Raw genomic sequence first — 22,187 nt, 5'->3', positions numbered from 1 at the left:
GGCGGATCTTCCGACGCGCCCGCTGCAGCCCCACGCGCCTCTCCGCAATCGGCGCCGCGGTCCTCACCCTGGAGAGGCAACGCTGAAAAGGCTCAGTGGCTCGACATGGACCGTGTGCGTGGCAGAGAGGGTTCCTCCTTCGCGGCAGCGAGAGACGCGTTCACCACGGTCACCTCGAAGGCTCAGTAGATGATCTGGAGTTGATCCCTTGCCAATCAAGTTGGTCGCCTCAGGTCAGCGCACAGCAGGCGACTGACTTTGCTGTCCAAGGACAACAAGTTCGCCGGGGGCAGACGGGAAAGATCCACGAATGACTGGCCAACGCGCGCTGGGCATGTCAACGTAGACGACCTTCGCGGAAATAGCAGCTCAGAGAGGTGATCGCCCGTGACCGTGGCTCCGGTGAGCCCCGGATTTTCCACCACAGTCGAGGCCCTTCGGCTGCGTGAGTGGCAGCTCGGCCCCGGCCAGCCCACACTCGTCTTGGACCAATTCACCGCTACCGACTTCAACCTCGTCGTGGACGACCGCGCTGACGTACACGTCAGCTCGAAGGACGGCCGCTTCTACCTCGGCTGGTTCCCGCACGGCCGCCCCGGCACCAGCGGCGAGGGATGGAAGATCGCCGTCACCGGAACGGCCAAGGTGCGCGGCTACCACGTGTCCTTCGACACCGAGACGCCGACCGAAATCGTCGCCGCAGCCGTGGCGCGCGTACTGGAGACCTCCCGGCGCCTGTAACGCAGAGGCTCGAGTCCGGGGACTCCACCGCAGACCGCGCTCTGGCGGTCTCCCCGCCCGCCCATCTCTCATGCAAGGAGGCTCCGTGGAAGGCACGGAAATGACCGTCGGCGATCTCATCGACCGCTTGTCTGCCTGCGACCGGAATGCTCCAGTGCGCCAGGCGATGAATCCCTTCTTCCCGATGGCACACCGCATCGCCCAGGTCATCCAGGGCACGGACGAGACCGGGCAGACAGTCGTCTATCTCGCCGAAGGCCGGGACGCGGATACGCAGCTCGGCCACCTACCGCCCGAGGTCGCTGTCGAGCTGGCCTGGCAGTCTCCCGTCCAGGCGCCCCCGCGCCGCCCCCGCCGCACCGCCAGCGGCCAGTAACCCGCACCAGCCCTTGGAGGCGCCCCTGCACCCCGACCTTCCGCTCGACCCGTTCAACCCGATCAGCGCCCAGTCCGCGTACTGGGTCGGCCCCCGGCACCTGGCTGGTGACGATGGATGTCTCTACGACATCGTCGCCGACATGCTCGCCGGCCTCGGCTGGACGAGCCTGACGATCGTTCGCGGACGACAGGAGCCGGACGGGGCGCCGGAGGATCGTCAGGTCCTGCGCAGCACCGTTCTGCACATCAGTCCCGACACCCTCCGGTGGGCTCAGTGGGTCCTGCCGGACGAGCCGTTCCGCCTTGGCGAGCTGCCGATTGCCTGGCAGGTCTCCGCTCGCGCGGACACGAGTAGCCCGCTTGCCCAGTGGTCCGCCTACTTCACGCCCGATGTTCCTGGGGAGGTTCTCGCCGACTTCCTCGTCGCGCTCGACGCCCGCGACCAGCCTGCCGTGCCGCTGGCAGGGCCCGAGCTGGTCCTCGACGCCGTCACGGCGCACGGCTGGCTGCGCGACATCGACCAGCCCGGCGCGGCAGCGATGGACCCGAGCTTTACCTCGCACCTCAGTCACAGCGAGGTACCGCCGCTCATCCAGGACGCAGACCTGCGCGCCCTGGTGGCCGAGGCGGACGAAGCGGGTCCGGCGGGATGGCAGGCATGGGCTGAGCCGGCGCTGGGCGCGCCGTGCCTGTGGGCCGCTTCCTTCGGTGCCAGCGTCCCGCACGACCTCGTCGCCGCGTTTGCCGGCTCGCTCAGCTCTACCGCACCGGTTCTTCGGCGGGTGCTGCCCGAGAGCACTCAGGAGCGGCTCCTGCGCGCCCCGGCTGCTTGAGCGCCGGGGGGCGGGGCGGCTGCACCCTGCCGACACAAGCGAAGCTCGGCCATCCCGATCCGGGGTGGCCGAGCTTCTCGTGTTCCGGGCTGGTGTTCACCGTGAGGGGTGTACGTGCCTTCCCGTTCGGTGCTGCTTCCGTCAGAGCACCGTGCCGTGGATGACCGCACCCTCGCACCCGATCCGCTGCGCCCGTAGCAGCACGGGCCGGGAACCGCCCGGCCGGCCGAGCGCGCCGGCGCCCCCGACCGCGGGGGTCGAGGGCGCCGGGGTGGTCGTACGGGCCGGTGTCAGCGGGCTGTTGTCGCTTTGGCGAGAGCCTTGTCGAGGTGCCGGTCGACCAGGGCCGGCGAGCCGGAGACGATCATCAGCACGCTGCCGTCCCGTATCGCGGTCTGCTTCAACACGCTGTCGCGTCCACCGGCGGAGAAGGTCATCAGCTGGCTCCACTGCTCGTCACCGAGCCGGGGAGGGGCCGTCTTCTGCGTGGTGATGTCGATCGCGTTGCTGCCGGCAAGGACCTGATACTCCGGGCAGCCGGTCATGGCCTCGAAAATGCGTCCCATGCCGTCGGAGAGTTTGCTCGCGGTATCGCTGTACAGCTCCTCGGAGACCTCCGAGTCGCTGCCGTCGCCGTAGGTGAAGGTGGCCTCTGCCTGGCGGGGGAAGTCGAGTGACCCTCCGGTGGCCGCGTCGCCACCCAGTTCGTTGAGGGCCGAGCAGCCCAGGACGGTGACGTCGTCGTGCTGGGAGGGGCGCTCGGGCTTGCGGGCGTAGCCGTCGCCGAGATCGGTCTCGTCGAGCAGGCGCGCCTCGAGCGCGGCCGAGGACAGCGGGGCATCGTTGTCGGTGCTGGCCGGCTTCCCGCTGCCTGCAGAGGAGGGGGAAGCTGGCTTCGCCTCCTGGTGGTCGGTGGAGCAGGCGGGCAGGGCGAGGAGAGTGACGGCGGTGAGCCCGAGGGCGACGGAGACGCGGACGCGCATGGGTGAACTGACCCCTTGTTGTGAGGTGACGGTTGGGCAGCGCGGGCCATGGGCCCGGTGGGGTCGTAGGAGTGGGGGTCAGTGGCCGAGGTGCCGCAGGCAGTCCTCGAACGTGGCGTGCGTCGCGTCCGCGGGGCCGGAGTGTCGGTTGTACCAGGCGGTGTCGAGACGCGGCTCATGCTGCTGGTGCCCCTGGCGGCAGCGCAGCCAGACCTGGTCGCGGGTGGAGATGATGACCCAGTCCCGGTACGCACCGCACCCGGCACAGGCGACGATCTCGTCGTCGAGGACGATCGGCTGCGCCCAGGGCATCATCCGGCCGTCGAGCTGGTCGTGGCTCGGTACGCGCAGCTCCGGCGGCAGGAAGTCGTCCACCACCGTCGCCGGATCGGCGGACCCTATTTCAGCCCGCATCCGCTCGACCTCCGGCGGTACCCGGCCCTCCAGCCGCACGAACGCCTCGTAGTGCAGTCGCTCCATCTCGCTGGGTTGCGCCGCGCGGCGGCGAATCCGGTGAAACACCTGGCTGTCCTCCCTCGTCTCGGCCTGCACGCGACATGATCGTGTCTCCCGTCCCCGACCTGCTTCAATTCACAAAGTCCACAGTCACGATCGGCTGTGTCGCGGTCCGAGGCTCCGCCCGGTGTCCTGACGCCCCGCATCTCTCCGGTGCGGCGCAATTTCTGGGCGGCTCCGGTCATGTGGTGCCGCCCAGCGCCGGCCCACCTCGTCCGCCCGGTCAGAACCGACCCTGGCCACTTCGCAGGCAATACGAGACGGGATGGCCGGACGGAATCGGCCTGGCGACAGCAAGTCGTTGGGACAAGCTGACCCGTGATTTACCGGAAGTTGCCTATCTGCTGGTCGTCCGACCGCGGGCGGGGGAACTTGGAACGCGACGGGACAGCTCTGCTCGTTGCCCGCTTCACTGCGTGGTTGGTGGGCGCCATGCCGGTGGTGTCGGCGGGGAGGCCAGCTGTGCGGCGCAGCCGCCACACGAGCACGTCGCTGACCGACTCCGCGCTCGACAGCTCCCGTAGCCCGGCGGCTTCGGTAAGGAGGGCGGCGGGGTCGTGGCCGGCGGTCTCGGCGTCGGTGAGGGTGGAGGCGAGGGCGTACCAGCCGGGTTCGGCGAGGATCTGTTCGGCCAGCTCCGGCAGCGCCTCGCGCAGCACCGCCGCCTGCCGTTGCCGCAGTGGGCGGGTGAGGTGCCGACCGCGCTGGTACAGCGCACCGAGAGGCTGGTTGGCGGCGGTCCGATAGGCGGCGCGCAGATGCTCGGCGGCCTGGCGTGCGGCGGCGGCTTGCTGGGCGTGGTTCTTCTTCGCGTGCCAGTGGGCGGCTGCGGTGATGAGGAAGAACAGCATGTCGATCGCCATCGCGGTGGTCGCCCCGTCTTCCCCGCGGCCGAGCGCGGGGCCGCTGTGGACGAGGTCGCGCGCGGCCTGGCGCAGCGCCCGGTCGTGCCCGCGTTCGGCCCGTACGTGGGAGCGGGAGGCCCGCTCGAATACCCAGGCCGCCTCGCGCAGTTCGCTGCGGGTGTGGGCGGCGGAGGTCTTGGCGAGGGCGTCCAGGACCTCACCGGCAGCCGCGATGTACGCGGCGGCGACCGCGTCTTCGCCGTGCTCGACGATGAGCACCGCCTGCCACGCGGCCGACGCGGTCCGCCGGCGCGCGACGGCCGGACTGCTCGGCGCCGGCTGCGCGGGCGGCTCCGTCGTAGCGGCATCACCACGATCGGGGCTGTCGGCAGACCAGCGTTCCCGGATGCGGGGCAGGGACAGGTCCGGGGCGAGCCGCGCGCCGGGGAAGAACACCGGCTCGCCGTCCTTGTTGCGGTCATCGGGGAGCGCGACCTTGTACCCGAGCAGATCTCCGGAGGGGGCGACCCGTTTGCGGATGAGCAGGCCGGCGGCGGCCAGCCGGTCGAAGAACTCCTTCTCGCTCTGCACGCCGGCCACCGCGCGGCGCACCGCCTCTCGCAGCTCCTCCCGCGCGGTGCGCTCGCGGCCCTGGCGTTCGGCCTTGTGGCGTTCGGCGCTGGTGGGGCGCTGGGCGGCGGTGCCGTCGCCGGGCGTGACCTGGTGCAGGCCGAGTTCCTTCTCGATGAGGCGGCATTCGGCCTGGGCTCGCTTGCCGGAGCGGAAGTCGTCGGGGCGGCTGCCGTCCTCGCACACCAGGGTGGCGACGATGTGGATGTGGTCGTCCGCGTGGCGTACGGCGGCCCAGCGGCAGCCGGGTTCGCCGCCGCCGGGGTCGATGCCGGTGGCGGCCACGATGCGGCGGGCGATGTCGCCCCACTCCTCGTCGGACAGGATGCGGTCGTCCGCGGTGGCGCGCACGGAGGTGTGCCAGACGTGCTTGGCGGGCCGCGCGTGGGTCGGGAGGGCCTCGACGGGTTGGTCGAGGAGCTGCTGGAGGTCCTTGAGGGTGGCGTGCGGGTCGCGGCCGGGGTCGGGGGACATGCCGTCGAAGGAGGCGACGAGGTGCGGGTCGATGTGTTCCTCGTGCTTGCCCGGCCCGTACAGGTAGGCGAGCAGGCCGATGGTGCGTGATCCGGATTTGTTGACGCTGGGGATCATGAGGAACAGTGCGCGATGAGCTGCGAGGCGGCGGTGTGGACGGTGCCGGCCGCATGCTGGACAGCGGCGATCGCCGCTTCGAGCTGCGGGGCATCGGCACCGGAGTTGAGGGCCTTCATCGCCTGGTTGAGGTTGCTGCCGGCCCAGCCGAGTCTGCGGCGGCTGTCGAACAGTGCGGTGATCACTTCGCGTTCGTTGGCGATCTCGGCGCTCGTGCGGTCGAGGTCGCGGGCGGCGGCGAGCGCGGAACGTGCGAGGAAACCGGCGACGGACAGGTTGCACCGGGCGGCGGCGGACTTTATCAGGGCGAACTCTTCTTCGTTGAAACGGGTGTTGGGCTGGTGCAGGCGCTTCTTCTCGGGCGGCTGTCGGGGACGCTGGCGGGCACGTGCAGCGCGGTCACGGCGGCTGCGCGGCTCGGATCGCGTCTCCTCCTGCTCTGGCTTCGATCCGCCCTCGGTCGAAGCCAGAAGGACCTGCGCCCCCCGGTGCAGGCCCTCTCCCGTCCCCTTGGGGGCGGGTTCGGCGGAAGCTACGCTTCCGCCCCAACTTGCTCGCCCCGAGACCGAGTTGCGGTCGGGAGCAGGTTCCGGGGTGGTGCCGTTCTGGTTGGGGTTCGTCATCGGCTTTCGGGCCTCGTGGAGCGGATGCGGTGCTGGATGGTGGCGGCCAGTTCGACGACGTCGGCCGGTCCAGCGAGGACGCGGACGGGGCCGTCGGGGTGGTCCTGGACGAGCCACTGGCCGGTGGGCGCGAGGACGGCGGCGTGCAGGAGTCGCCGACGGACCAGGACGTCCGCCCAGGTGCCGGCCTCGGCGACCGTGGGCTCGGATGAGCGAGGAGAAAGCGGAACCACGGCGTACCTCCTTGAGCGGGGCGGTGGCCCGGCAAGAAGCCGGGCCACCCGTTGTGATTGAGGGATTGAGCTGGGGTTTTGCCGGTTCAGCCGCACTCAGGGCAGCGCCCGACGTGGCTGTTGAGGGCCCGGGCCATCCGCTGCTTCGTCGAGGCAGCCTGCTTCGCGCTGGACTTCGCCGCCGGCCTGCCCTCGTGCCGCTTGGAGTGGGCGAGCAGGAAGCCGATCTCTCGCTCGTACTCCGCGCGGACGGTGTCGAACTGGTGGCAGGTCTTCATCGGGCGGCGCTCCTTGTTGTCGTGGTGTTGTCGCTGCGCAGCTCCTGGAGGACGAGGCTCAGCCGGTCGTTCCGGCCGCCCTTCAGGCCCTCGCGGCGGAGGATCTCGCGCAGCTGGACCCGGGTGACGGCCGCGTTGCCGTCCCGTGCGAGCAGGGCAGGGACATGCGGACGGACCTGCTGGACGAGCTGCTCCACCGACTGCTCCGGCTCGCGTGGCGGATGCTGGGTCCGCGGGGTGCGGGGCCGGGCGCGCTTCCCCTTGTCCTTCGTCCGGGGCTTCGTGGCCGTCTTCCGGCGAAGGGGGACCTGGTGTCCCCGGTCCCCGGTGGTCTCGGTCCCCGTGTCGGTGTCGGTCGGTCCCCGGTCTCCGGTGGTCTCGGTCCCCGTGTCGGTGTCGGTCGGTCCCCGGTCTCCGGTGGTCTCGGTCCCCGTGTCGGTGTCGGTCGGTCCCCGGTCCCCGGTGGTCTCGGTCCCGGACTCGGCGACGCTCGGTCCCTGATGCGAATCAGAGCCCTGAGCAGGTACTTCTCGCGTAGTGCGGTCGGTCTCCGTGCCCCCTGCGTCCCCCTCTGCGGCTTCCGGATTGGCGGGACCGGTCCCCGGGGCCGCGCTCGCTTCAGGGGCCTCAGTCCCCGCAGTGGTCCCCATTTCGTAGCCTTCGGTCCCCACGATTGGCGACGCCTTCGAGTCCGCGATTCCGGGGACCGGTCCCCGCGGGTCGCCCGGTCCCCGGTTCGCGTCCGGCTCGTCGGGACCGTGGGGACCGGGGACGGGGACCGGTGCATTCGACGTCGGCGGCGAGGGGACCGTGGCCGCCGTTGTCATGCTGTGCGCAGGGGACCAGGGAGAGGGGAGCGGGACCGTGGCGAGCGCGAGGGCGTGCCGACGCGCGGCGAGCTGGTCGAGCATCTGCGCGCGCTGGACGGGGTCGGTGCCGACCGAGGCCCTGCCGACCGCCTTCGACAGGCGCCGGGTCAGCCGTCGGCCTCGCCAGCTTTGCTGCTGTGCGGGCGTGCGCTCGGCGAGGCGGGCGGCGAGGGCGACCGCGCGGGTGGTGGCCCGGTCGCGGGTGATCTGGGCGGCGTCGCGGTCTCGAGCGGCGATGCCGAGGCGGGACAGCAGGCGTTCGCGCGCCTCCCGGCCCAGGACGGCGATCAGCCCGTGGGAGGCGGCGCCCGGGGTGCGCAGGCGCAGTTCGATGCCCATGGCGAGGTGCCAGAGCATCGCCGCCATGATCGGGCCGACGAAGGCGCGGACTGTTCCGCCGACGGGGCCGCTCTCGGCGTAGGCGGGGATCACCTGTACTCCGGTGATCACCCAGACCAGCGTGCCGGGCAGGCCGGGTGCACCCTGGGTGGCCAGGTTCTGCCGGGCCATCAGCGCGGTCGCGAAGAGAGCGAGTTCGGCAGCGGCGAACATCGCGGCGCGTTCGGCGGTGCCGGCCATGTCGAGGTAGTCGGCGGCGAAGCGCCAGCTCGTGTCCGCGCTGTAGGCGGTGCAGCCGAGCGCGGCGAGCGCGGCGACCTTGACCGCCGGGCTGCCGAGACGCTTCTGCGGGCGGGTGTCCCGGCGCCGGATCGCCCAGGTGGTCAGCACCAGGGTGAGGGCGGCGGGCACGCCGATCGCGAGGAGGAGAGGCAGGTCCGGAGCGGCACCGAGGGACAGGACGGGGTGGGTCATGCTGCCTTTCCGAGAGGGGCGTGCGCCGAGGTCGACGCCACCGGACGGGTCACCGGCTGCCGTGTGCCGGGCCGGGCGGGCACGGGGCCGCCTGCGGTCGGGGCGGCCTTCTTCCTCTTCTTCTTGGGCCGGGGCACGCCGTAGGTGCGGTCGCGGTCGAGGATCTTGTTGGCTGCCTGCCGGAGCAGGTCACGGGCGTGTTTGTGGCTGATCTGCAGGGCGGCGGCGAGCCGGGCGGGACGCCAGCCCCGGACGTAGGCGTGGTCGATGACGACTTGGCGCTCGGCCTCGGTCAGGTGCACGTCGCGTCCGTTGAAGAACGCGCTCACGCGTCGGTAGTCGAGGCGCTGGGGCAGCCCGTCATGCCAGGGGCGTCGCTCGGCTTCGGTGAGCCCGCCCCAGATGCCGTCCTTGAGGACGTTCTCCAAGGCGTAGTTGAGGCAGTCGCGGCGCACCGGGCACCAGCCGCACAGCTCCTTCGCCTCGGCGATGGCCTCGTGGTCCCGGGGGAGCGGGAAGAACACGGCGTCGGCGTCCTCTGGGTCCATGCCGTGGCACACACCGCGGCTTTGCCAGCTGGTGTCGCCGATGCCGCGCAGGCCGGTGGGCGGCGCGTCGTGGGTGGTGATGTGGCGCAAGGGGGTCTCCGATGTGCTGCCGCGTGGCCGGTCGGGGCCGGCGTCGGAGGGACGCGGCGTCGGGTGCCAGCTGCGGCGCAGGGAGGTGCGCCGCAGCCGAGGCGGGACGGTGGTGTGGTGGCGGTGCATCGGGTGGGATGCACCGGCGTTGTGAGCCGGTCAGGCCATCGCGGGCTGCTGAACCTGCTGGCTCTGCTGGCTCTGCTGGGCGGCGGCGAGGTCGAGGCGGCCAGGGTGAGGGGTGGCGCGCGAGGCGTTGCCGCGTGCATAGCCGTCGCGGTCGACCCGTCGGCGGCGGCACGGCTCGCCGACCTGGGCCTGGCACCACTCGCAGCGGACCGAGAGGGCGTCGGGCTGGCCCTGGGCGACGGCCGCCTCGCGAGCCGCGCGTGCGGGCCGGTAGGGGGCGAGGGCGGCTCGGGCTGCGGGCGGTATGCAGGAGCCGACCTCCTGCAGCCTTGCCTTCAACCGCGGGTCGATTCCGTCGCGACCGCTCGTGATCGCCCGGGCCTGCGCGGGCTTGGCGATGCCGGCGGCCACCGCGCGTCGGGTGCCGACCAGCTCGGCGGTCCAGGCCGCCTGATCGTCCGGATCGACGGACGGAGTGGGGTCGGTGTGTCGGGTCAGGCGGTCACGCCGGTAGGTCTCCCACGGACGGGCGACGTCCGCAGGCAGGATCGGGTACGGCGAGAGGCGGATGTGCTGGCGGGCGGTGACGCGGGCGTCCCAGCCGTGCGGGGTGGCCATTGGCACGTCGCCGAGCAGCTCGTGCCACTGGGCGAGCTGGTCGCGGGCCTCGCCCTGGTCGGTGCGGATGGTGCGGGGGTCGAGTCGGCCGATGTAGGCCAGCAGGGCGGCGATTTCGCGGCGATCCACGGTGTGGCTACTCCGTTCCGGTCGGCTCGTCGAGGGCGGCAAGGAGGGCGGCGGTGTGGGCCTCGGCGCGGGTCATGCCGCCTGCCTGGGCGGGGCCGCTGCCGGGCAGGGCGTAGAGCTTCGGGCGGCTCTGGGGGTGTTCTCGGGCGACCCAGGACCGCCAGTCGGCAGCCCAGGCTCCTGCGGTCCGGGGCTTGTAGTCGGCCCGGTGGGCTCGCCACTTCTGGTCGGCGGCGCGCAGGCCGTCCTCGCCGAGGCGGGCGAGGTGACCTTGCTGGCGGGCCCAGGTGTGGGTGGCTGGGTCGAGCTGCCACTCGCTGGCCGAGGTGACGGCAGCACCACTACTGCTGCTGTACCTACGGTTCACCTTCGGTTCACTACGGTTCTGGGGGTCGGAACCTGACCCTTCCCTGGGTCGGAATCTGACCCGTCGGGGGGTCGGATTCTGACGTGAGGGGTCGGAATCTGGCCCGGTCAGATCCGGGCAGGAAGAGTCGGAATTTGCCCCCTTCTTGCGGTAGATGGCGTACCGCCGAAGCTTGGCTTCATCCAGGTCGGGCACCGGATCGGACTCCGATGCCGGATCGGCGCGTTCGACGTCCGACTCGTCTCGCTTGGCCACCACGAGCTTGGCCAGGTATGCGGCAGCGAGGGGCAGCCGGTAGACCGAGCTGCGCTGCGGGCCCTCGTACTCGTCGAGCTGCTTGAGCTCACCACTGTCGAGGAGCGAGGTCAGAGCGCTGCGTACCGCGTTGCGGGAAGCGTTCGTCCTCTTCATCAGGCTGGTGACGGAAGCCCAGGCGATGCACTGGTCGTCGGCTGCCCGGTCGGCGATCGAGAGAAGCACCAGGCGGGCGGTTCCCCGGCTGCGGCTGTGCTCCCACACCCAGTCGCGGGTGTTCTTGCTCATCGGCCACCACCGAACAAGTAGCGGTCCATTGCCGCGCAGGCCGACTCCGGCCTTTTGCGCAGGGCAGACTGCATGCAACAATCTCCTTTGCAGTGTTGTCGCGCTGAGACGCCCCGTGGAAGGGATCAGCGCGGTGATGGTGGGCAACCTCCGCCCTTGCCGGGGCGGTCGTGCCATTCAGCGTTCGGCGTCCGGGAGTTACCGCTCTCGGGCGCCGTCGCTGTTACAGGGGGTCTATCCGTCGTGGCTGGGGTGCACGCCGTCTCCCATGCTGGTCTGGTGGTGTCGGGCGTAGCTGCCCGAGGGAACGACGAACATGGCACGTACCCCGTGTCAAGATCCAGACTTGGTTCTTAATCTCTGTAGAAGTCGCGAGACCGCATGCCCGCCCCGATTCGACATCCATCGCCGGTGGCAGCCATCAGGCGCGATCGAGGTGCGGTCGACGCCCTGGCCGCCACTCGTGCGCGCATGGGCGTTGCCGGCACCGGAAGGCGCGGACGCGTCCGGCAACTCGCATGACCGATATAGCCGCCGGCTCCTTGACGTGCTCACGCACGTTGACGCCGGCGACCCGCATGGGCGGGGATCAGCCCGGTTTGTCATGCCGCCTCCCCCTCTCCGAACTGCGTCGGCATCCACCGCTCACCCACCCTGTTAACACCTGTTGACGGGCGCAGGAGGAGACTACGACGTCAGCAGCGCAGATTGTCAACTGAGAAGAACAGTTGATCAAGTAGCATCGTGTATTGTCCACACTCGTAAACGGGCATAAGGGGGAAGAGTGCTGCGAAGGAGGGTGCCGTGGGTGGTCAGGTGAGCGAGGAAGGTCGCTTCCTCGCGGAGAAGATCGACCGACTGTTCAAGGTGATCCACCCGGAAGGTCGAGGGCCGTACTCCCTGCGCGAGGTGGCCAATGGGATCGCCGAGAAGGGCGGCCCCGCGATGTCGGCCAGCTTCCTCCATCACTTGCGCACGGGGCAGCGAGACAATCCAGGCATTAAGTACCTTAAGGCGATCGCTGACTTTTTCGGCGTTCCCCCCGCGTATTTCTTCGACAACGAGGAAGGTCGCCGAGCCGACGCGGAACTCTCGCTTCTGGAAAGCATGCGCGACAATCAGGTTCGCTCTGTTGCCCTCAGGGCATCGGGTCTTTCGCCTGAAACGCTCAGCACTATCCAGGCATTCATTGAGCGGGCGCGAGAGATGGAGGGGCTGAACGACGGCAACCCGCCGGAAAAGAATGTGTGAGCCGCGCCACAAGGTGATTACAGTCAGTAAGTTGAAAATCGCACGTTCGGATCGCTGGGGCGCGGGAACTTGAGTGACTTCGCGTTTGAGGTGTCGCACAGTGTGGCGATCATGAATTCCCGCGGCGTGGCACGCGTGAATTGATCATGGACGGGGTCGCATATCGTCTACCTCGCCGTGCACGGCATGCAGGGCGAAGGTATTGGTAGCACCCCGGGGGAAGCGTTGCGGCTGCGTGGACGACTCACTAGAAGCTCGCGAGAACGGATCTGCGATCCCCTGGCAGGGATCCACATCCCCTCACCCTTCGATCTGCGGAAGTTCTGCGACGTCGTCGCTGCACATCGTGGCCGTCCTCTCCTGGTGGAGGCGGTGGAAGGCGTAAACGGCAACGACGATCAGCTCTGTGGCCTGTGGGTGGAACTCGACAACGCCGACTGCATCTTCTACGAGGCATCGACATCCCCCCTCCACCGTGATCACATCGTCCTGCACGAGATCAGCCACATACTCCTCGGACATTCGACCGCAGCCGGTACAGACCCGGGCGCCGACCTCGGGAAACTCTTCACCAGCATCGATCCCCGGACCGTCCGAAGCGTCCTCGGCCGCGCAAACTTCAGTAGCCCACAAGAGCGCGAAGCAGAGCAACTGGCCACCCGTATAGCGGAAGTTGCCAAGCTCCGACCGCGAACCCCCGAAACGCGTGCACCCGAACTCAACCGTCTGGATGCAGCTTTGAGAGGGGAGGGCTCCTAAATGAGTCCTCTCTTCGCGGCAGTTATCGCCCTGCTGCTGTGGATCACCACAGTGTGGCGGGCAGTTAGAGTCTGGCGTAAAGGCGTCGACCGCACATTGTGGTGGACATTCTTCGGACTGGCCGTCATGATGACGCTCCGGCTACCGGCAGGTCGAGTGCTGGACCAATGGACCGGGATCACTGACCTCTCTTACCTGCTGAAGCATCTCTTCGGCGGCGTTCTCTCCTCGGCAACGCTCCTGGCGTTCCTCCGAGGGGTGTCCGGGCAATCACCGAAAGGCCGGCAGGCGCGAACTCTGCGAATCGCGATTCCGCTCGTTACCGCTGTCATCATGACCGCCATCTTTCTGGCCGAGCTCCAGCCCTACGAGACGAACAAGATATTCCGTGACCCCACGGCCCGCTGGGCACTGGTCGCCTACACCGTTGTCTTCCTCGGCTACCTCAGCTCCTCACTCGTGGGAGGCATCCGTGTGTGCTGGCGGTGGAGCGGCGGTTCTGACAGCCATTCCCTCGGCTGGGGGTTGCGCATCATCGGCGGGGGACTCGCCGCCGGAGTCGCCTACTGCATCACTCGTATCGCGGCGATCGTCACGCGGGTCACCGGCGACGGGGTGTTCCGCGGCGACGTCGACGACTATGTGAGCACCTATCTGCTCATGGCGGCCCTCCTGATGATCGTCACCGGTAGCAGCCTTCCCGCCGCCGTCAAACTGCGCGCCTGGCACGCCGAACGAACGACGCTCCTGCGTCTACGCCCGCTCTGGCGGGAACTCACCGATGCCACCCCGTCGGTGCGACTCAACCCGAGGGCTTCCTGCGCCGCCGAGCGCCTCGATCTGCGCCACGTCCACAGCCGCCTCTACCGGCGCACCATCGAGATCCGCGATGCCGCTTTGAGTCTCAGCGACTACGCGCCCCTGTACCTGCGCGAGGAGGCCATGCACCACGTTCAGTCGCACGGACTGTTCGGCACCCAGGCAGCAACCGCCGCAGAGGCATGCTGGCTGGCTGTCGCACGCCACTCCAAGCTGGCCGGCGTCTCTCCCGCAGAGCACCTTGAGCACCAGCCGGCCGGTGGCGGCACCGACCTCACCACCGAGATCACCGCGCTGACCCAGTTGTCCGACGCGTATCACTCCGAGCTCGTCCGGGAGTTCGCCGACGAGTTCACGCACGACGATCAGATGGAGCCGCAGGCATGAGCACCTTCACCGCGCAACCGACCCCGACTTACGCTGAAGCCTCGCCTCGGGTCAAGGTCGCCAAAGCCATCACCGACGTCCTCGCACCCGGCCACCTGGTCATCGGCCTTCTCCTGCTCATCGGCTGGCACAGCACCGCCAGCTTCGCCGGTGTGGCCTGGGGCCTGCTCGCTGCACTCTTCTGCGGCATCATCCCCCTCGCGATCATCCGCCTGGGTGTCCGGCGCGGGAAGCTCACCGACAAGCACATACGCATACGTAAGCAGCGCATCGCGCCCCTGATCGCCACCCTCATCTCCGTCGTCACCGGCATCGTGCTGCTGCACGTCCTCCGGGCTCCGAGCGAGGTCTTCGCGCTCGTCATTGCCATGCTCGTCGGCCTTGCGAGCAGCCTGGCGGTAACCGTGTGGTGGCAGATCTCCGTCCACAACGCCGTCGCCGGTGGAACCGTGATGATCCTCCTGCTGGCCTACGGGCCGGCCATGCTGCCCGCCGTGCCTCTCGTACTGGCCGTCGGGTGGTCCCGCCGCATTCTCAAGGCCCACACCCTTGCCCAGCTCGTCTGCGGAACCGCTCTCGGTTCCATCTCAGCTCTCGTCTTCACTCTTCTTCGCTGAGCTCTCGGAAGCCAAATCGGATCACGGAGCGATCTCCAATCCGACGGGCCTCGAACTGGGCCAACCGCTGCCGAAAGAGCGCACCCAGCATGTTTGAGCGGTCTAGCGCATAGTCGGTGCCGGGCCGTTGACGCCCGACGACGGCTGTGCCTCCCGGCGCGGGCAGCGTTCTCCTACATGAGCCTCATGGGGGCGATCTCGTGGGCCATGCTTTCGGCGATTTCCGGGAGACCGCGATGCGGCAGTGCTCGAAGCCTGCGATGCTGCGGCAGGACGGTGATCAGGTACGGACGGTGGCGGCCTTGTAGAGGTGGGTGCCGTGTGCCCACTTTTTGATCTCCCGTCGTCCGAGCAGCGTGATGCGGTGTTGGTCGGCGAACGCGGCGGCAGGGTCGGTGAACCCGGCGAGGCCGATCATGATAGCCACGTCGGCGCCGTGGTGGGGGCGCGCGGTTCCGTTGAACTGCTGCACGTGGCCGGATACGACCCGGGCCCGGTAGCGCTTGCACTGGATGATCACGAGGTCACCGTCGCTGTCACGGGCTCTGACGTCGGCTCCGAGGTCGCCGGCTCCGCCGACACGCTGCACTTCGGTGAAGCCGTCGCGGATCAGAAGCTCGGCGCATGCTTCTTCGAACTCGGTTGGGGTCATCGTCTCCAATTGCCACATGCGGAAGGTCGGTTCGCAGGGAGCTTCCTGCTCGACGTGGGAGGTGGAGGCGGTGGGAAGGGGGGCACTGTGGCCTGTGGTGTAGTCGAGGGCGAGCAGGCCCGCTTTGACACTGCCGACCACGAGCAGCAGAAGGCCGGCGCTGATGGCTCCGGTCCACCACAGATGACTTGTGACCCATGCCCAGGGCTCGTTCACGATCCACGGAACCGCTGTCTCGGTGAGCCACTGCCAGAGCATCTTGCCGATGGCGAGGGTGAGGATGCCGTACAGCAGGAACTTCAGGAATGGGTCGAGACTGCCGTCCTCTTCGAACATGCCGCTCCTCGGTTTGAGTCGGGAACCTGTGCGCGTGGTCAGGCAGTGCGGCGCAAGGCCCGTCGTTGGCGAGCGGGCAAGGCGAGGAGTTCATGGAGGGCGATGCCCTCGTTTGCCCACCGCTGCAGCCTCTGACGGTCGATCCAGCGGACTCCGTGCCGGTCGCCCCAGGCCATGGCGTCGCGGGTGAAGGTGCCGTTGGTGACGACGACAGCGTGATCGGCGCGGTGGGCGGGCCCGGCCGTGCCCTTGACCGCGTACATCACTGATGAGCCGACTCGCCCGCCGACACGGGTGTGTTTGGCTTGTACGACGATCCGGCCGCGTTGGGCGTGATCACCGATGACGTCGGCGGCCTGGTCACCCCTGCCGCCCACCCTGCGTGCGGGCCAGCCGTCCCGGATCAGCAGGTCCCGCAGTGCGTACTCGAACTGCCTGTCGTCCATGGCGTCGCACTCGTCCAGGGTGAAGCGAAGTACGGCGAGCCGTTCCCTCGCGCGCTGCCGTTCCCTTGCCGTCTGCCTGACGCGCCAAACAGCGACGAGCCCGCCGAGAACCGCAACGACCAGCAGCACCGGCCACGCATCCCGAGCGGCGACGGCGGCCACGACAGCGCCCCGGACGACCAGGACCACAACGGCCACGGCCACGACAATCGCCGAGGCCACCTCAACGCCGCCACGGGGCCGCCGCAGGCGCCAGCGGCTCATCAGCGGGCGGCCGGCACGCTGTGCGCCGGCTTCGGATCCGCTGGAGGAGGCGTGGTCGCGGCTTGGCCGAACCCGAATAGCTGTCCCCACAGCCAGACCCCCGCCAGCAGTCCGGCGATCATCCACCCGCTCATCCGCTTCGTGCTCCGCGGCTTCGGGTTACGGCGAACATGCCCGCGCACATAGTGGAACCCATCCGGAATCTTGGCCATGCGAATCCCTCCCGTCAGGGAAGGGCCGCGTGGTGCAACCCTTCCCAGGAATCGGTGTAGCAGCGCGCACTGACAGAAGCTGATGGATCATCACGAAACTTGGCCCGACCAGAACTGCATCCAGCCATGCACAGCGTGACGACGACGCCCCGTTTGATGCTGGAACCCGCAAGCCGCTGACCTCACTCGATGGGGTGTTGCCCAGTGGGCTCCGACGCACGGAACGCTGCATGGCGCACTTGAGGGAAGGCCAACTGGCCTGCGGAATCGCCTGTCAGCGCGCGGAGCCGATGATTGGCCAAATGCCGCGGCGCTCATCAGGACGCCGTGCACGCCGGAGCCGCCACGACCCAATCCACTGCCTCACTTCATGACGGTCTAGTTCGGCTCGAGACTGATAGTCATCCACGGCGCGGCTTCTTTTCGGGAGGAGTGGCCGACGGGTTCGATGCCGCGGTGATCGTTGAGGCTGAATCCGGTCACCGTGACCATGCCTGAGCCATCGGCGACTGCCACGAGGTGGATGCCGCAGCGGGGGCAGAACCCGCGGTGCAGGGTCGGCCATGTCGAGTACCAGGTTGGTGCGCCGCCTGGGCCGGTCCACTTCAGCCCGTCCTTGCGGAAGCCGACCCACAGTACGGCCGGCCCACCGGAGATCCGCGTTTCATGCCGGCAGGAACAGAGGTGCGGATCGTCTGGGTCGCCGACCACTTCGTAGCGGATATGGCCGCACAGGCACTGGCCCGTCCGAGTCTCCGGCGACTGAACCGGACCAGGAGTGACGGTCGGCACCGTGCAGGGTGTGGTTTTGCCAACCTCTGTGAGGCGGGGTTGTACAGAGTGGCGGGACGATGCGCTGGTCATGGGGATCCTCGATCGAAGGTCGGTGTGGTGGAGGGGGCGGTGCGCTACCAGGCGGAAGGCTCTGTGAGTTCGGCGAAGGGCTGGCGCGAGGCGCGGGGGATACCGAGGTGCTCGCGGGCTTGGTGGACGGCGGCGAGCTGCTCTGCCGCAGGTGGCCCCAGTCGAAGAGTTCCAGGGCTTGTTCCGTAGTGGCCAGGACCCGGGTGTAGCTACGGCCGGTGGCCGGGTCGGTCGACACGCGGCCGATACCAGTGAGGAGAGCGGCGTACCGGACGCGAGCGGCCGGCTGGTCGGGGTCGGTGAGGTGCCCGAGGAGCAAGGGCTCGCCGAGATCGGCGGCGGCCTCTTCGGCTGCTTCACGGATCAGGGTGCCAACGGGGTCGTCTTCGTCCTGGGGTTCGGGCGTGCCACCCAGGCAGACAGGCTGCGCCCGTGTCGGGTTCGAGGAGGATGAGGACACGCCCGTCCGGGGCGAAGGTCCACGCCCAGGACTGGCGGACCGTGAGGTCCTCGGGGACGGGGCTGGGGTGGAAGGAGAAGTGGTGGCGGGCTCGGGCGGTGCGCAGGACGCCGTCCCGGTCAAGCACGGTGGGGGCGATCGGGAGTCCGCCCACCAAGAGTCGGGTAGCTCCAGCTCCGAGTGGAGGACGGGCCCGCCCGTCTGGAGGGTCGGCAGGGGCACGTACTCGGTCAGCTCCGCGCGGTACGGGTGGCCGCCTGCGGACCAGTCCAGCAGGTCGTGCAACCGCGGGCGGGGGACAGAGCGTACTGGCGGCCCGACTGGGCCCAAATGATCCTCGACTTGGCCTTGGCCAACGGGAGTGCAGCATCGGCGGTGACCGTGCCCTCTCATAGGCGATCACCGCGCTTGTCCTTGGGTACGGAGAGGAGGCGGAGCCACCAGCGGCCGGCTCGCCACCCCCAGACTTCCCGCCCGGTCGCCTCCACGCCGAACCTGCGGGCCGCAGCCGCGTGCGCCCTCCGCATCCGCACCTGGTCGTCGCGTTGGCTCGGCGGAACGAACACCGCCGTGCTCCCCGCGGCCTGGCCGCTCCCCGGGGCTGTCGTGCCCCTCATGGTCGTTCTCCCAGGAGTCGGGTGGCGCCGGCGTCCAGCAGTTGCTCTCCCGCCCGGTGTCCGACACCAGTGGGGTCGGCTGCGGGGCCGCTCGTGACGGTGCGAAGGGGGGCGCCGCCGGCTCGGTCAAGGACGACCGCGTGCACGGTGACGCACTTGTGGTCCTCGTCGAGGGTGGCGTGGACGGACGCGGCGGTCAGGCAGCCGCCCCGCAGGGCGGCGAGGGTGGCGCGTTCGGCGTCCAAGAGGACCCGCGTGGGGGAGTGGGTGAGCGGGGTGAGGAGCTGGCTGGTGCTGTGGTCGTCGGCGCGGTGCTCGATGACCACGATCCCGGCGCCGGCAGCGGGCAGCCACACCGTGGGGTCCAGGGCCTTGCGAGGCGCGGTCCGCGAGGCCGAGGCGCCGGAGTCCTGCGAGGGCGGCGATCATGGCATCCGCCCCAAGGTGCCGGAATCGAGCGCGTTCATCCGGGTGTCGGCGTTCCCGCGGATCGGTACGGGGATCAACTGCGGGTGGAGGGCCTTGAGGAGTGCCGCCCGGCGGGGTGCGCATCGTGCCGATGCGGGTGCCCGGTGGTAGGGCGTCCAGGGTGGCGGGTGGGCGTCCAGCGGGCAGGACGAGAACGTCGCGGACGTCCTCGCGGGGCAGGACCGCTCCGACCGTAATCCCGGGGGCCCGGTCGTGGGGGCCGGGGATGTCCTTCGCGCAGGCGATGGTGGCCTCGACCCGGCCGTCGAGAAGGTGCTCTTCAGCCCGGCGGGTGAACGCGCCCTTTCCGCCGATCTCGGCCAGCGGGCCTCGGTGCTGGTCACCTTGGGAGGTGATCCTGAGAATCTCGAGGTCGATGTGCGGGTGCAGGGACCGGAAGGGCCGTCTCGACCCGGCCGGTCTGCTCCATGGCCATGGGGCTGGGCCGGGTGCCCACCCGAAACTGGGTGGTGGTCGTGCTGGGTGTCATCACGGATCGCTTTCAGGCGGAAGGGTTTAGGGGGAGCCAGTCGCGGCGGCACCGGTGCCTGGAGGCGCGAGGGACTCACGCGGTCCCCGAGCTGCCGTGGCGGTGGACGTGGCCGGCCGATAGCTCGGCCTGATCAGGGGAGGTCGCGTGGTCCGTACAGGGCAGCCGGTTGCTGTGCCATCAGCGCCCAGTACCGGTCGCCATAACTCCAGTGCCACCACTCGGTCGCGTAGTTCACGAGTCCGGCGGCGGACAGGGCGTTGGCCAGCGTGGTTCGGTTCGTACGGGCCCGGGTGCTGATCGAGTTCGCGCCCGTGTAGCAGGCACCGTCGCTTTCCTCGGGGCTCGCGTTCACGCGCGTGCCCATGTCCAGCTCGTGATCATCGGCGTCCACAAGGGTGAGGTCGACGGCGGCGCCAGCGCTGTGCGGCGCGATCTCCGGAGAGGACACGTACCGGCTGGCGGCCTCGTGCACTTGGTCTTGTGGCCAGGTGGGGTTGGCCGTACGCAGCTCGTCCGCGTACTCCTCGAAGTACTGCTGTTGCAGGTCGGGCGGGCGGTACCCCTCGATGAACAGCAGGCGAAGGCCCTCGGGCAGAAGCGACTGGGCGTACAGAAGCCGGTCGAGGAGTCCTTGCCGGAGATGGGCGAAGGCGCCCATCGGGTCGGCCCTGCGGTCGTCGACAAACAAGGTTCCGCGGACGTCGACGAGCGGCTCGCCGCAGTCCGCGACGGGGATGGCGGCGACGCGACGGTCGGACATCAGCACGATGTTCATCTATGCCTCCAGGGCCCATGCGCCGGCGTACGCGGCCGTGCCGGTGTGGCGGGCCTGCATCACCACCGCCGGCCGGGTCATGTCGTACTCCCGCAGGTGGAGTTGGGGAATCGGGTCATGCGCATGAGCGCGGGATCGTGGTTGAAGCCGACTGCCTCGTACAGCGCAGCCGAGCCTTCGCTGGCGTGTAGTTCGTAGAGAGTGACGCCGTCTTGCTCAAGGTGGTCGACGAGTGCGGTGATGGCGGCCCGCGCGTAGCCCCGGCGCCGGCAGGTGGGTTCGGTGGCGACGACGTGGATACGTGCGGCCAAGCCCTTGGGGTACTTCGGTGCGGGAAGAAGCGGCTGGAGGAAGGCGAGAGCACAGGTGGCAAGCCTTCCGCCGGTGGCGCCGATGACGTAGGCCCGGGCGTCGCCGTCGGGCTGGAGCCGGGCAGCGAGCTGGTCGCTACAGATGGCGAGCCAGGTCTCGTCCAGAGGTTCGGACAAGATCAGCTCGGATCTGAGACGGGCGATCTCGCCGGCGTCGTCAGGACGTGCCAGCCGTGGAGTGGTCACAGCGGAAGCCTTTCTCGTCTACGAAAGAGGTGGCGTCGGATAGGGCCGCGAAGCGAGCGGTTCGGAAGCGAGGGTGATGGTCATCCACGGGACTGCCTCGTCGCGATAGGAATGCCCGACGGGATCGGTGCCGCTGCGGTCGTCGAGGCTGAAACCGGTGACCATGATCATGTCCGAGTTGTCGGCGAGGGAGACGAGGTGTGTCCCACAGCGCGGGCAGAAGCCGCGGCGCAGGGTCGGCCAGGTCGCGTACCACGTCGGCTCGCCACCGGGACCGGTCCACATCAGCCTGTTCTTGCGGAAGCCGACCCACAGGACAGCGGGGCCGCCGGAGATGCGTGTCTCGTGTCGGCATGAGCACAGATGCGGATCGTCCGGAATGCCTTCCACCTGGTACACGATGTTCCCGCACTGGCAGCGCCCGGTCCTCATCGCAACGGCTGGTCCGTTGGCGGCCCGGTACGGGTCCGGGGCTGAGGCACCGGTCGAGGTCGGATCGGTCGTCTGGCCGGAGAGGTGGGATGAACTGGGCATGAATCTCCTTGTCCGTGTCATCGGGTGGGCCGAGGTCACTGGTTGGGGCTGGTCAGACGCGACGGGGCGTCACCGGGACGGCGGACCGCCGGTGAACGCGGAGGCGACGGGGCCGCCGGTCGGGAGGCTGAAGCGGGTGAAGTACTCGGTGGCCAGAATGCTGTCCCGCATCTCCGTATCGACGCGGGACAGCAGCGCTGGCAGCGGTCGCTCGCCTTCGAGCTGGCTGCTGTGGGAGCAGATCGCGCGCCATTTGCGGTCGAGCCATTCCGTCACGTTCACGGCGACGGTCACGTACTCGTCCGGCATGGCCAGCAGGGTCTTGCCGACCTCGCGCAGCAGCGGCCCGAGGTCGCCGATACCGGACTGAGGGTGGGTGGCCGCGTAGAGCGCGCGGGGCTGCCACGGCTCGCCGGCCGCCGGGTGGAGGTGAGCGATTCCGGCTCCTTCCACAGCGAGCAGCGTCACCTGGTGGGTGCGCCGGTGATCCGGGTGCCCGGTGAGCTGGCCGAGCGCGTCATGAGTCACGATGACGTCGGGGCGAAACCGCCGGATGTGCGTGACCACCTGGGCGACGGCTTCGTGCAGGGGCACGTCGCACCAGCGGGTGCGGCCGGGCGCCGATGATTCGTTGCGGGCGTCGCCGTATCCGAGCATCCGTGGCGCACCCGCGCCGAGGACATCCAGCGCCGCTGCGAGCTCGGCGGCCCGTCGGCTGTCCGGGGCCCAGGTGGCGGTGACCACCGCCGTGGGTGCCCCGGCGGCGGCGTGCTGGGCGAGCACGCCGCCGGCGAGGAGGGACTCGTCATCCGGGTGAGCGAAGACGGCGAGCAGACTGGGCAACACGGGCATCTCCCGGGACGGTGGTCCTGTCTGGTCGGACAGGGAGCAGAGGATGGGCGGGTGTCCTGATGGGGGC

26 protein-coding genes and 2 pseudogenes are annotated in these 22,187 nt (G+C 69.4%); 8 read left to right on the top strand and 20 right to left on the bottom strand.

All coding sequences use genetic code 11. The features are described from left to right. The 4 genes and pseudogenes from ACZ4Z5_RS02565 to ACZ4Z5_RS02550 all read left to right on the top strand — a co-directional run. Positions 1-86 (top strand): annotated as a pseudogene (locus ACZ4Z5_RS02565) (IS5/IS1182 family transposase); the annotation flags it as partial. A gap of 301 nt (positions 87-387) precedes the next feature. Next, positions 388-741 (top strand): SPDY domain-containing protein, encoded by a 354-nt coding sequence (locus ACZ4Z5_RS02560; RefSeq protein WP_468255470.1) that lies wholly within the window; start codon positions 388-390, stop codon positions 739-741. An 85-nt stretch (positions 742-826) separates the two neighbouring features. Next, a complete protein-coding gene (locus tag ACZ4Z5_RS02555) occupies positions 827-1,117 on the top strand; it encodes a hypothetical protein (protein WP_468255467.1) in 291 nt (96 codons plus the stop codon). Between the two features lie 13 nt (positions 1,118-1,130). After that, complete coding sequence (locus ACZ4Z5_RS02550) at positions 1,131-1,952, top strand: SPDY domain-containing protein (protein WP_468255464.1); 822 nt, start codon at positions 1,131-1,133, stop codon at positions 1,950-1,952. A gap of 290 nt (positions 1,953-2,242) precedes the next feature. Here ACZ4Z5_RS02550 and ACZ4Z5_RS02545 read toward each other — a convergent pair whose 3' ends face one another. The 10 genes from ACZ4Z5_RS02545 to ACZ4Z5_RS02500 form a co-directional block, all read right to left on the bottom strand. Beyond that, positions 2,243-2,935 (bottom strand): hypothetical protein, encoded by a 693-nt coding sequence (locus ACZ4Z5_RS02545; RefSeq protein ID WP_468255461.1) that lies wholly within the window; start codon positions 2,933-2,935, stop codon positions 2,243-2,245. Between the two features lie 78 nt (positions 2,936-3,013). Next, positions 3,014-3,457: a hypothetical protein gene (locus ACZ4Z5_RS02540; protein ID WP_468255458.1), complete on the bottom strand. Its 444-nt coding sequence runs from the start codon at positions 3,455-3,457 to the stop codon at positions 3,014-3,016. A gap of 317 nt (positions 3,458-3,774) precedes the next feature. Continuing rightward, on the bottom strand, positions 3,775-5,517 hold the full coding sequence (locus ACZ4Z5_RS02535) for a relaxase/mobilization nuclease domain-containing protein (protein WP_468255455.1): 1,743 nt from the start codon (positions 5,515-5,517) through the stop codon (positions 3,775-3,777). Continuing rightward, positions 5,514-6,140, bottom strand: coding sequence for a plasmid mobilization protein (locus ACZ4Z5_RS02530; protein ID WP_468255452.1), 627 nt, complete (start codon positions 6,138-6,140; stop codon positions 5,514-5,516). Before ACZ4Z5_RS02530 ends, ACZ4Z5_RS02535 begins: the two co-directional genes overlap by 4 nt. Further along, the gene (locus tag ACZ4Z5_RS02525; protein ID WP_468255449.1) at positions 6,137-6,373 is read right to left on the bottom strand and encodes a hypothetical protein; all 237 of its coding nucleotides are present in this window, start codon (positions 6,371-6,373) and stop codon (positions 6,137-6,139) included. Before ACZ4Z5_RS02525 ends, ACZ4Z5_RS02530 begins: the two co-directional genes overlap by 4 nt. Before the next feature lie 86 nt (positions 6,374-6,459). Beyond that, positions 6,460-6,651 (bottom strand): hypothetical protein, encoded by a 192-nt coding sequence (locus ACZ4Z5_RS02520; protein ID WP_468255446.1) that lies wholly within the window; start codon positions 6,649-6,651, stop codon positions 6,460-6,462. After that, the gene (locus ACZ4Z5_RS02515) at positions 6,648-8,333 is read right to left on the bottom strand and encodes a hypothetical protein (protein ID WP_468255443.1); all 1,686 of its coding nucleotides are present in this window, start codon (positions 8,331-8,333) and stop codon (positions 6,648-6,650) included. The genes ACZ4Z5_RS02520 and ACZ4Z5_RS02515 overlap by 4 nt, the downstream gene beginning before the upstream one ends. Further along, positions 8,330-8,971, bottom strand: a complete 642-nt coding sequence (locus ACZ4Z5_RS02510; protein ID WP_468255549.1) for a WhiB family transcriptional regulator — start codon at positions 8,969-8,971, stop codon at positions 8,330-8,332. Before ACZ4Z5_RS02510 ends, ACZ4Z5_RS02515 begins: the two co-directional genes overlap by 4 nt. A gap of 159 nt (positions 8,972-9,130) precedes the next feature. After that, positions 9,131-9,847, bottom strand: coding sequence for a zinc finger domain-containing protein (locus ACZ4Z5_RS02505; RefSeq protein WP_468255440.1), 717 nt, complete (start codon positions 9,845-9,847; stop codon positions 9,131-9,133). 7 nt (positions 9,848-9,854) lie between these two features. Next, positions 9,855-10,757 carry a helix-turn-helix domain-containing protein gene (locus ACZ4Z5_RS02500; RefSeq protein WP_468255438.1) on the bottom strand — a complete coding sequence of 301 codons (903 nt, stop codon included), beginning with the start codon at positions 10,755-10,757 and terminating at the stop codon, positions 9,855-9,857. Positions 10,758-11,561: 804 nt separating this feature from the next. Between ACZ4Z5_RS02500 and ACZ4Z5_RS02495 the strand changes: the two genes are divergently transcribed. The 4 genes from ACZ4Z5_RS02495 to ACZ4Z5_RS02480 all read left to right on the top strand — a co-directional run bounded on the left by ACZ4Z5_RS02495 (position 11,562) and on the right by ACZ4Z5_RS02480 (position 14,590). Next, positions 11,562-12,008, top strand: coding sequence for a helix-turn-helix domain-containing protein (locus ACZ4Z5_RS02495; RefSeq protein ID WP_468255435.1), 447 nt, complete (start codon positions 11,562-11,564; stop codon positions 12,006-12,008). Positions 12,009-12,185: 177 nt separating this feature from the next. Continuing rightward, on the top strand, positions 12,186-12,767 hold the full coding sequence (locus ACZ4Z5_RS02490) for a hypothetical protein (protein WP_468255432.1): 582 nt from the start codon (positions 12,186-12,188) through the stop codon (positions 12,765-12,767). After that, the gene (locus tag ACZ4Z5_RS02485) at positions 12,768-13,973 is read left to right on the top strand and encodes an MAB_1171c family putative transporter (protein WP_468255429.1); all 1,206 of its coding nucleotides are present in this window, start codon (positions 12,768-12,770) and stop codon (positions 13,971-13,973) included. Continuing rightward, positions 13,970-14,590 carry a hypothetical protein gene (locus ACZ4Z5_RS02480; RefSeq protein WP_468255426.1) on the top strand — a complete coding sequence of 207 codons (621 nt, stop codon included), beginning with the start codon at positions 13,970-13,972 and terminating at the stop codon, positions 14,588-14,590. Before ACZ4Z5_RS02485 ends, ACZ4Z5_RS02480 begins: the two co-directional genes overlap by 4 nt. Before the next feature lie 280 nt (positions 14,591-14,870). On the opposite strand, the gene ACZ4Z5_RS02475 is transcribed toward ACZ4Z5_RS02480, so the two are convergent. The 10 genes and pseudogenes from ACZ4Z5_RS02475 to ACZ4Z5_RS02430 all read right to left on the bottom strand — a co-directional run bounded on the left by ACZ4Z5_RS02475 (position 14,871) and on the right by ACZ4Z5_RS02430 (position 22,120). Next, on the bottom strand, positions 14,871-15,578 hold the full coding sequence (locus tag ACZ4Z5_RS02475; RefSeq protein ID WP_361370348.1) for a restriction endonuclease: 708 nt from the start codon (positions 15,576-15,578) through the stop codon (positions 14,871-14,873). Between the two features lie 38 nt (positions 15,579-15,616). Next, complete coding sequence (locus ACZ4Z5_RS02470) at positions 15,617-16,288, bottom strand: restriction endonuclease (RefSeq protein WP_468255421.1); 672 nt, start codon at positions 16,286-16,288, stop codon at positions 15,617-15,619. Beyond that, positions 16,288-16,500, bottom strand: a complete 213-nt coding sequence (locus tag ACZ4Z5_RS02465) for a hypothetical protein (RefSeq protein WP_267804706.1) — start codon at positions 16,498-16,500, stop codon at positions 16,288-16,290. Before ACZ4Z5_RS02465 ends, ACZ4Z5_RS02470 begins: the two co-directional genes overlap by 1 nt. 378 nt (positions 16,501-16,878) lie before the next feature. Continuing rightward, the gene (locus ACZ4Z5_RS02460; RefSeq protein ID WP_468255417.1) at positions 16,879-17,364 is read right to left on the bottom strand and encodes a GFA family protein; all 486 of its coding nucleotides are present in this window, start codon (positions 17,362-17,364) and stop codon (positions 16,879-16,881) included. Positions 17,365-18,437: 1,073 nt separating this feature from the next. Next, positions 18,438-18,797 carry a hypothetical protein gene (locus ACZ4Z5_RS02455; RefSeq protein WP_468255415.1) on the bottom strand — a complete coding sequence of 120 codons (360 nt, stop codon included), beginning with the start codon at positions 18,795-18,797 and terminating at the stop codon, positions 18,438-18,440. A gap of 208 nt (positions 18,798-19,005) precedes the next feature. After that, positions 19,006-19,287 (bottom strand): annotated as a pseudogene (locus ACZ4Z5_RS02450) (hydroxymethylbilane synthase); the annotation flags it as partial. A 245-nt stretch (positions 19,288-19,532) separates the two neighbouring features. Beyond that, a complete protein-coding gene (locus ACZ4Z5_RS02445) occupies positions 19,533-20,177 on the bottom strand; it encodes a M15 family metallopeptidase (RefSeq protein ID WP_468255412.1) in 645 nt (214 codons plus the stop codon). Positions 20,178-20,254: 77 nt separating this feature from the next. Then, positions 20,255-20,734, bottom strand: coding sequence for a GNAT family N-acetyltransferase (locus tag ACZ4Z5_RS02440; RefSeq protein WP_468255409.1), 480 nt, complete (start codon positions 20,732-20,734; stop codon positions 20,255-20,257). Positions 20,735-20,752: 18 nt separating this feature from the next. Continuing rightward, the gene (locus tag ACZ4Z5_RS02435) at positions 20,753-21,268 is read right to left on the bottom strand and encodes a GFA family protein (protein ID WP_468255406.1); all 516 of its coding nucleotides are present in this window, start codon (positions 21,266-21,268) and stop codon (positions 20,753-20,755) included. 69 nt (positions 21,269-21,337) lie between these two features. Next, positions 21,338-22,120: a PIG-L deacetylase family protein gene (locus tag ACZ4Z5_RS02430; protein ID WP_468255403.1), complete on the bottom strand. Its 783-nt coding sequence runs from the start codon at positions 22,118-22,120 to the stop codon at positions 21,338-21,340. Between the last annotated feature and the right edge of the window lie 67 nt (positions 22,121-22,187).

The organism is Streptomyces sp. NPDC030222 (assembly GCF_055573115.1).
This window is presented reverse-complemented; position numbering and strand designations above follow the sequence as displayed.

Bases quoted from the DNA above. Each gene is read 5' to 3' on its own strand.
- ACZ4Z5_RS02545 (WP_468255461.1), bottom strand. From the start codon at position 2,935: ATGCGCGTCCGCGTCTCCGTCGCCCTCGGGCTCACCGCCGTCACTCTC.
- ACZ4Z5_RS02535 (WP_468255455.1), bottom strand. From the start codon at position 5,517: ATGATCCCCAGCGTCAACAAATCCGGATCACGCACCATCGGCCTGCTC.
- ACZ4Z5_RS02530 (WP_468255452.1), bottom strand. From the start codon at position 6,140: ATGACGAACCCCAACCAGAACGGCACCACCCCGGAACCTGCTCCCGAC.
- ACZ4Z5_RS02520 (WP_468255446.1), bottom strand. From the start codon at position 6,651: ATGAAGACCTGCCACCAGTTCGACACCGTCCGCGCGGAGTACGAGCGA.
- ACZ4Z5_RS02515 (WP_468255443.1), bottom strand. From the start codon at position 8,333: ATGACCCACCCCGTCCTGTCCCTCGGTGCCGCTCCGGACCTGCCTCTC.
- ACZ4Z5_RS02500 (WP_468255438.1), bottom strand. From the start codon at position 10,757: ATGAGCAAGAACACCCGCGACTGGGTGTGGGAGCACAGCCGCAGCCGG.
- ACZ4Z5_RS02485 (WP_468255429.1), top strand. From the start codon at position 12,768: ATGAGTCCTCTCTTCGCGGCAGTTATCGCCCTGCTGCTGTGGATCACC.
- ACZ4Z5_RS02480 (WP_468255426.1), top strand. From the start codon at position 13,970: ATGAGCACCTTCACCGCGCAACCGACCCCGACTTACGCTGAAGCCTCG.
- ACZ4Z5_RS02475 (WP_361370348.1), bottom strand. From the start codon at position 15,578: ATGTTCGAAGAGGACGGCAGTCTCGACCCATTCCTGAAGTTCCTGCTG.
- ACZ4Z5_RS02470 (WP_468255421.1), bottom strand. From the start codon at position 16,288: ATGAGCCGCTGGCGCCTGCGGCGGCCCCGTGGCGGCGTTGAGGTGGCC.
- ACZ4Z5_RS02465 (WP_267804706.1), bottom strand. From the start codon at position 16,500: ATGGCCAAGATTCCGGATGGGTTCCACTATGTGCGCGGGCATGTTCGC.
- ACZ4Z5_RS02460 (WP_468255417.1), bottom strand. From the start codon at position 17,364: ATGACCAGCGCATCGTCCCGCCACTCTGTACAACCCCGCCTCACAGAG.
- ACZ4Z5_RS02445 (WP_468255412.1), bottom strand. From the start codon at position 20,177: ATGAACATCGTGCTGATGTCCGACCGTCGCGTCGCCGCCATCCCCGTC.
- ACZ4Z5_RS02435 (WP_468255406.1), bottom strand. From the start codon at position 21,268: ATGCCCAGTTCATCCCACCTCTCCGGCCAGACGACCGATCCGACCTCG.
- ACZ4Z5_RS02430 (WP_468255403.1), bottom strand. From the start codon at position 22,120: ATGCCCGTGTTGCCCAGTCTGCTCGCCGTCTTCGCTCACCCGGATGAC.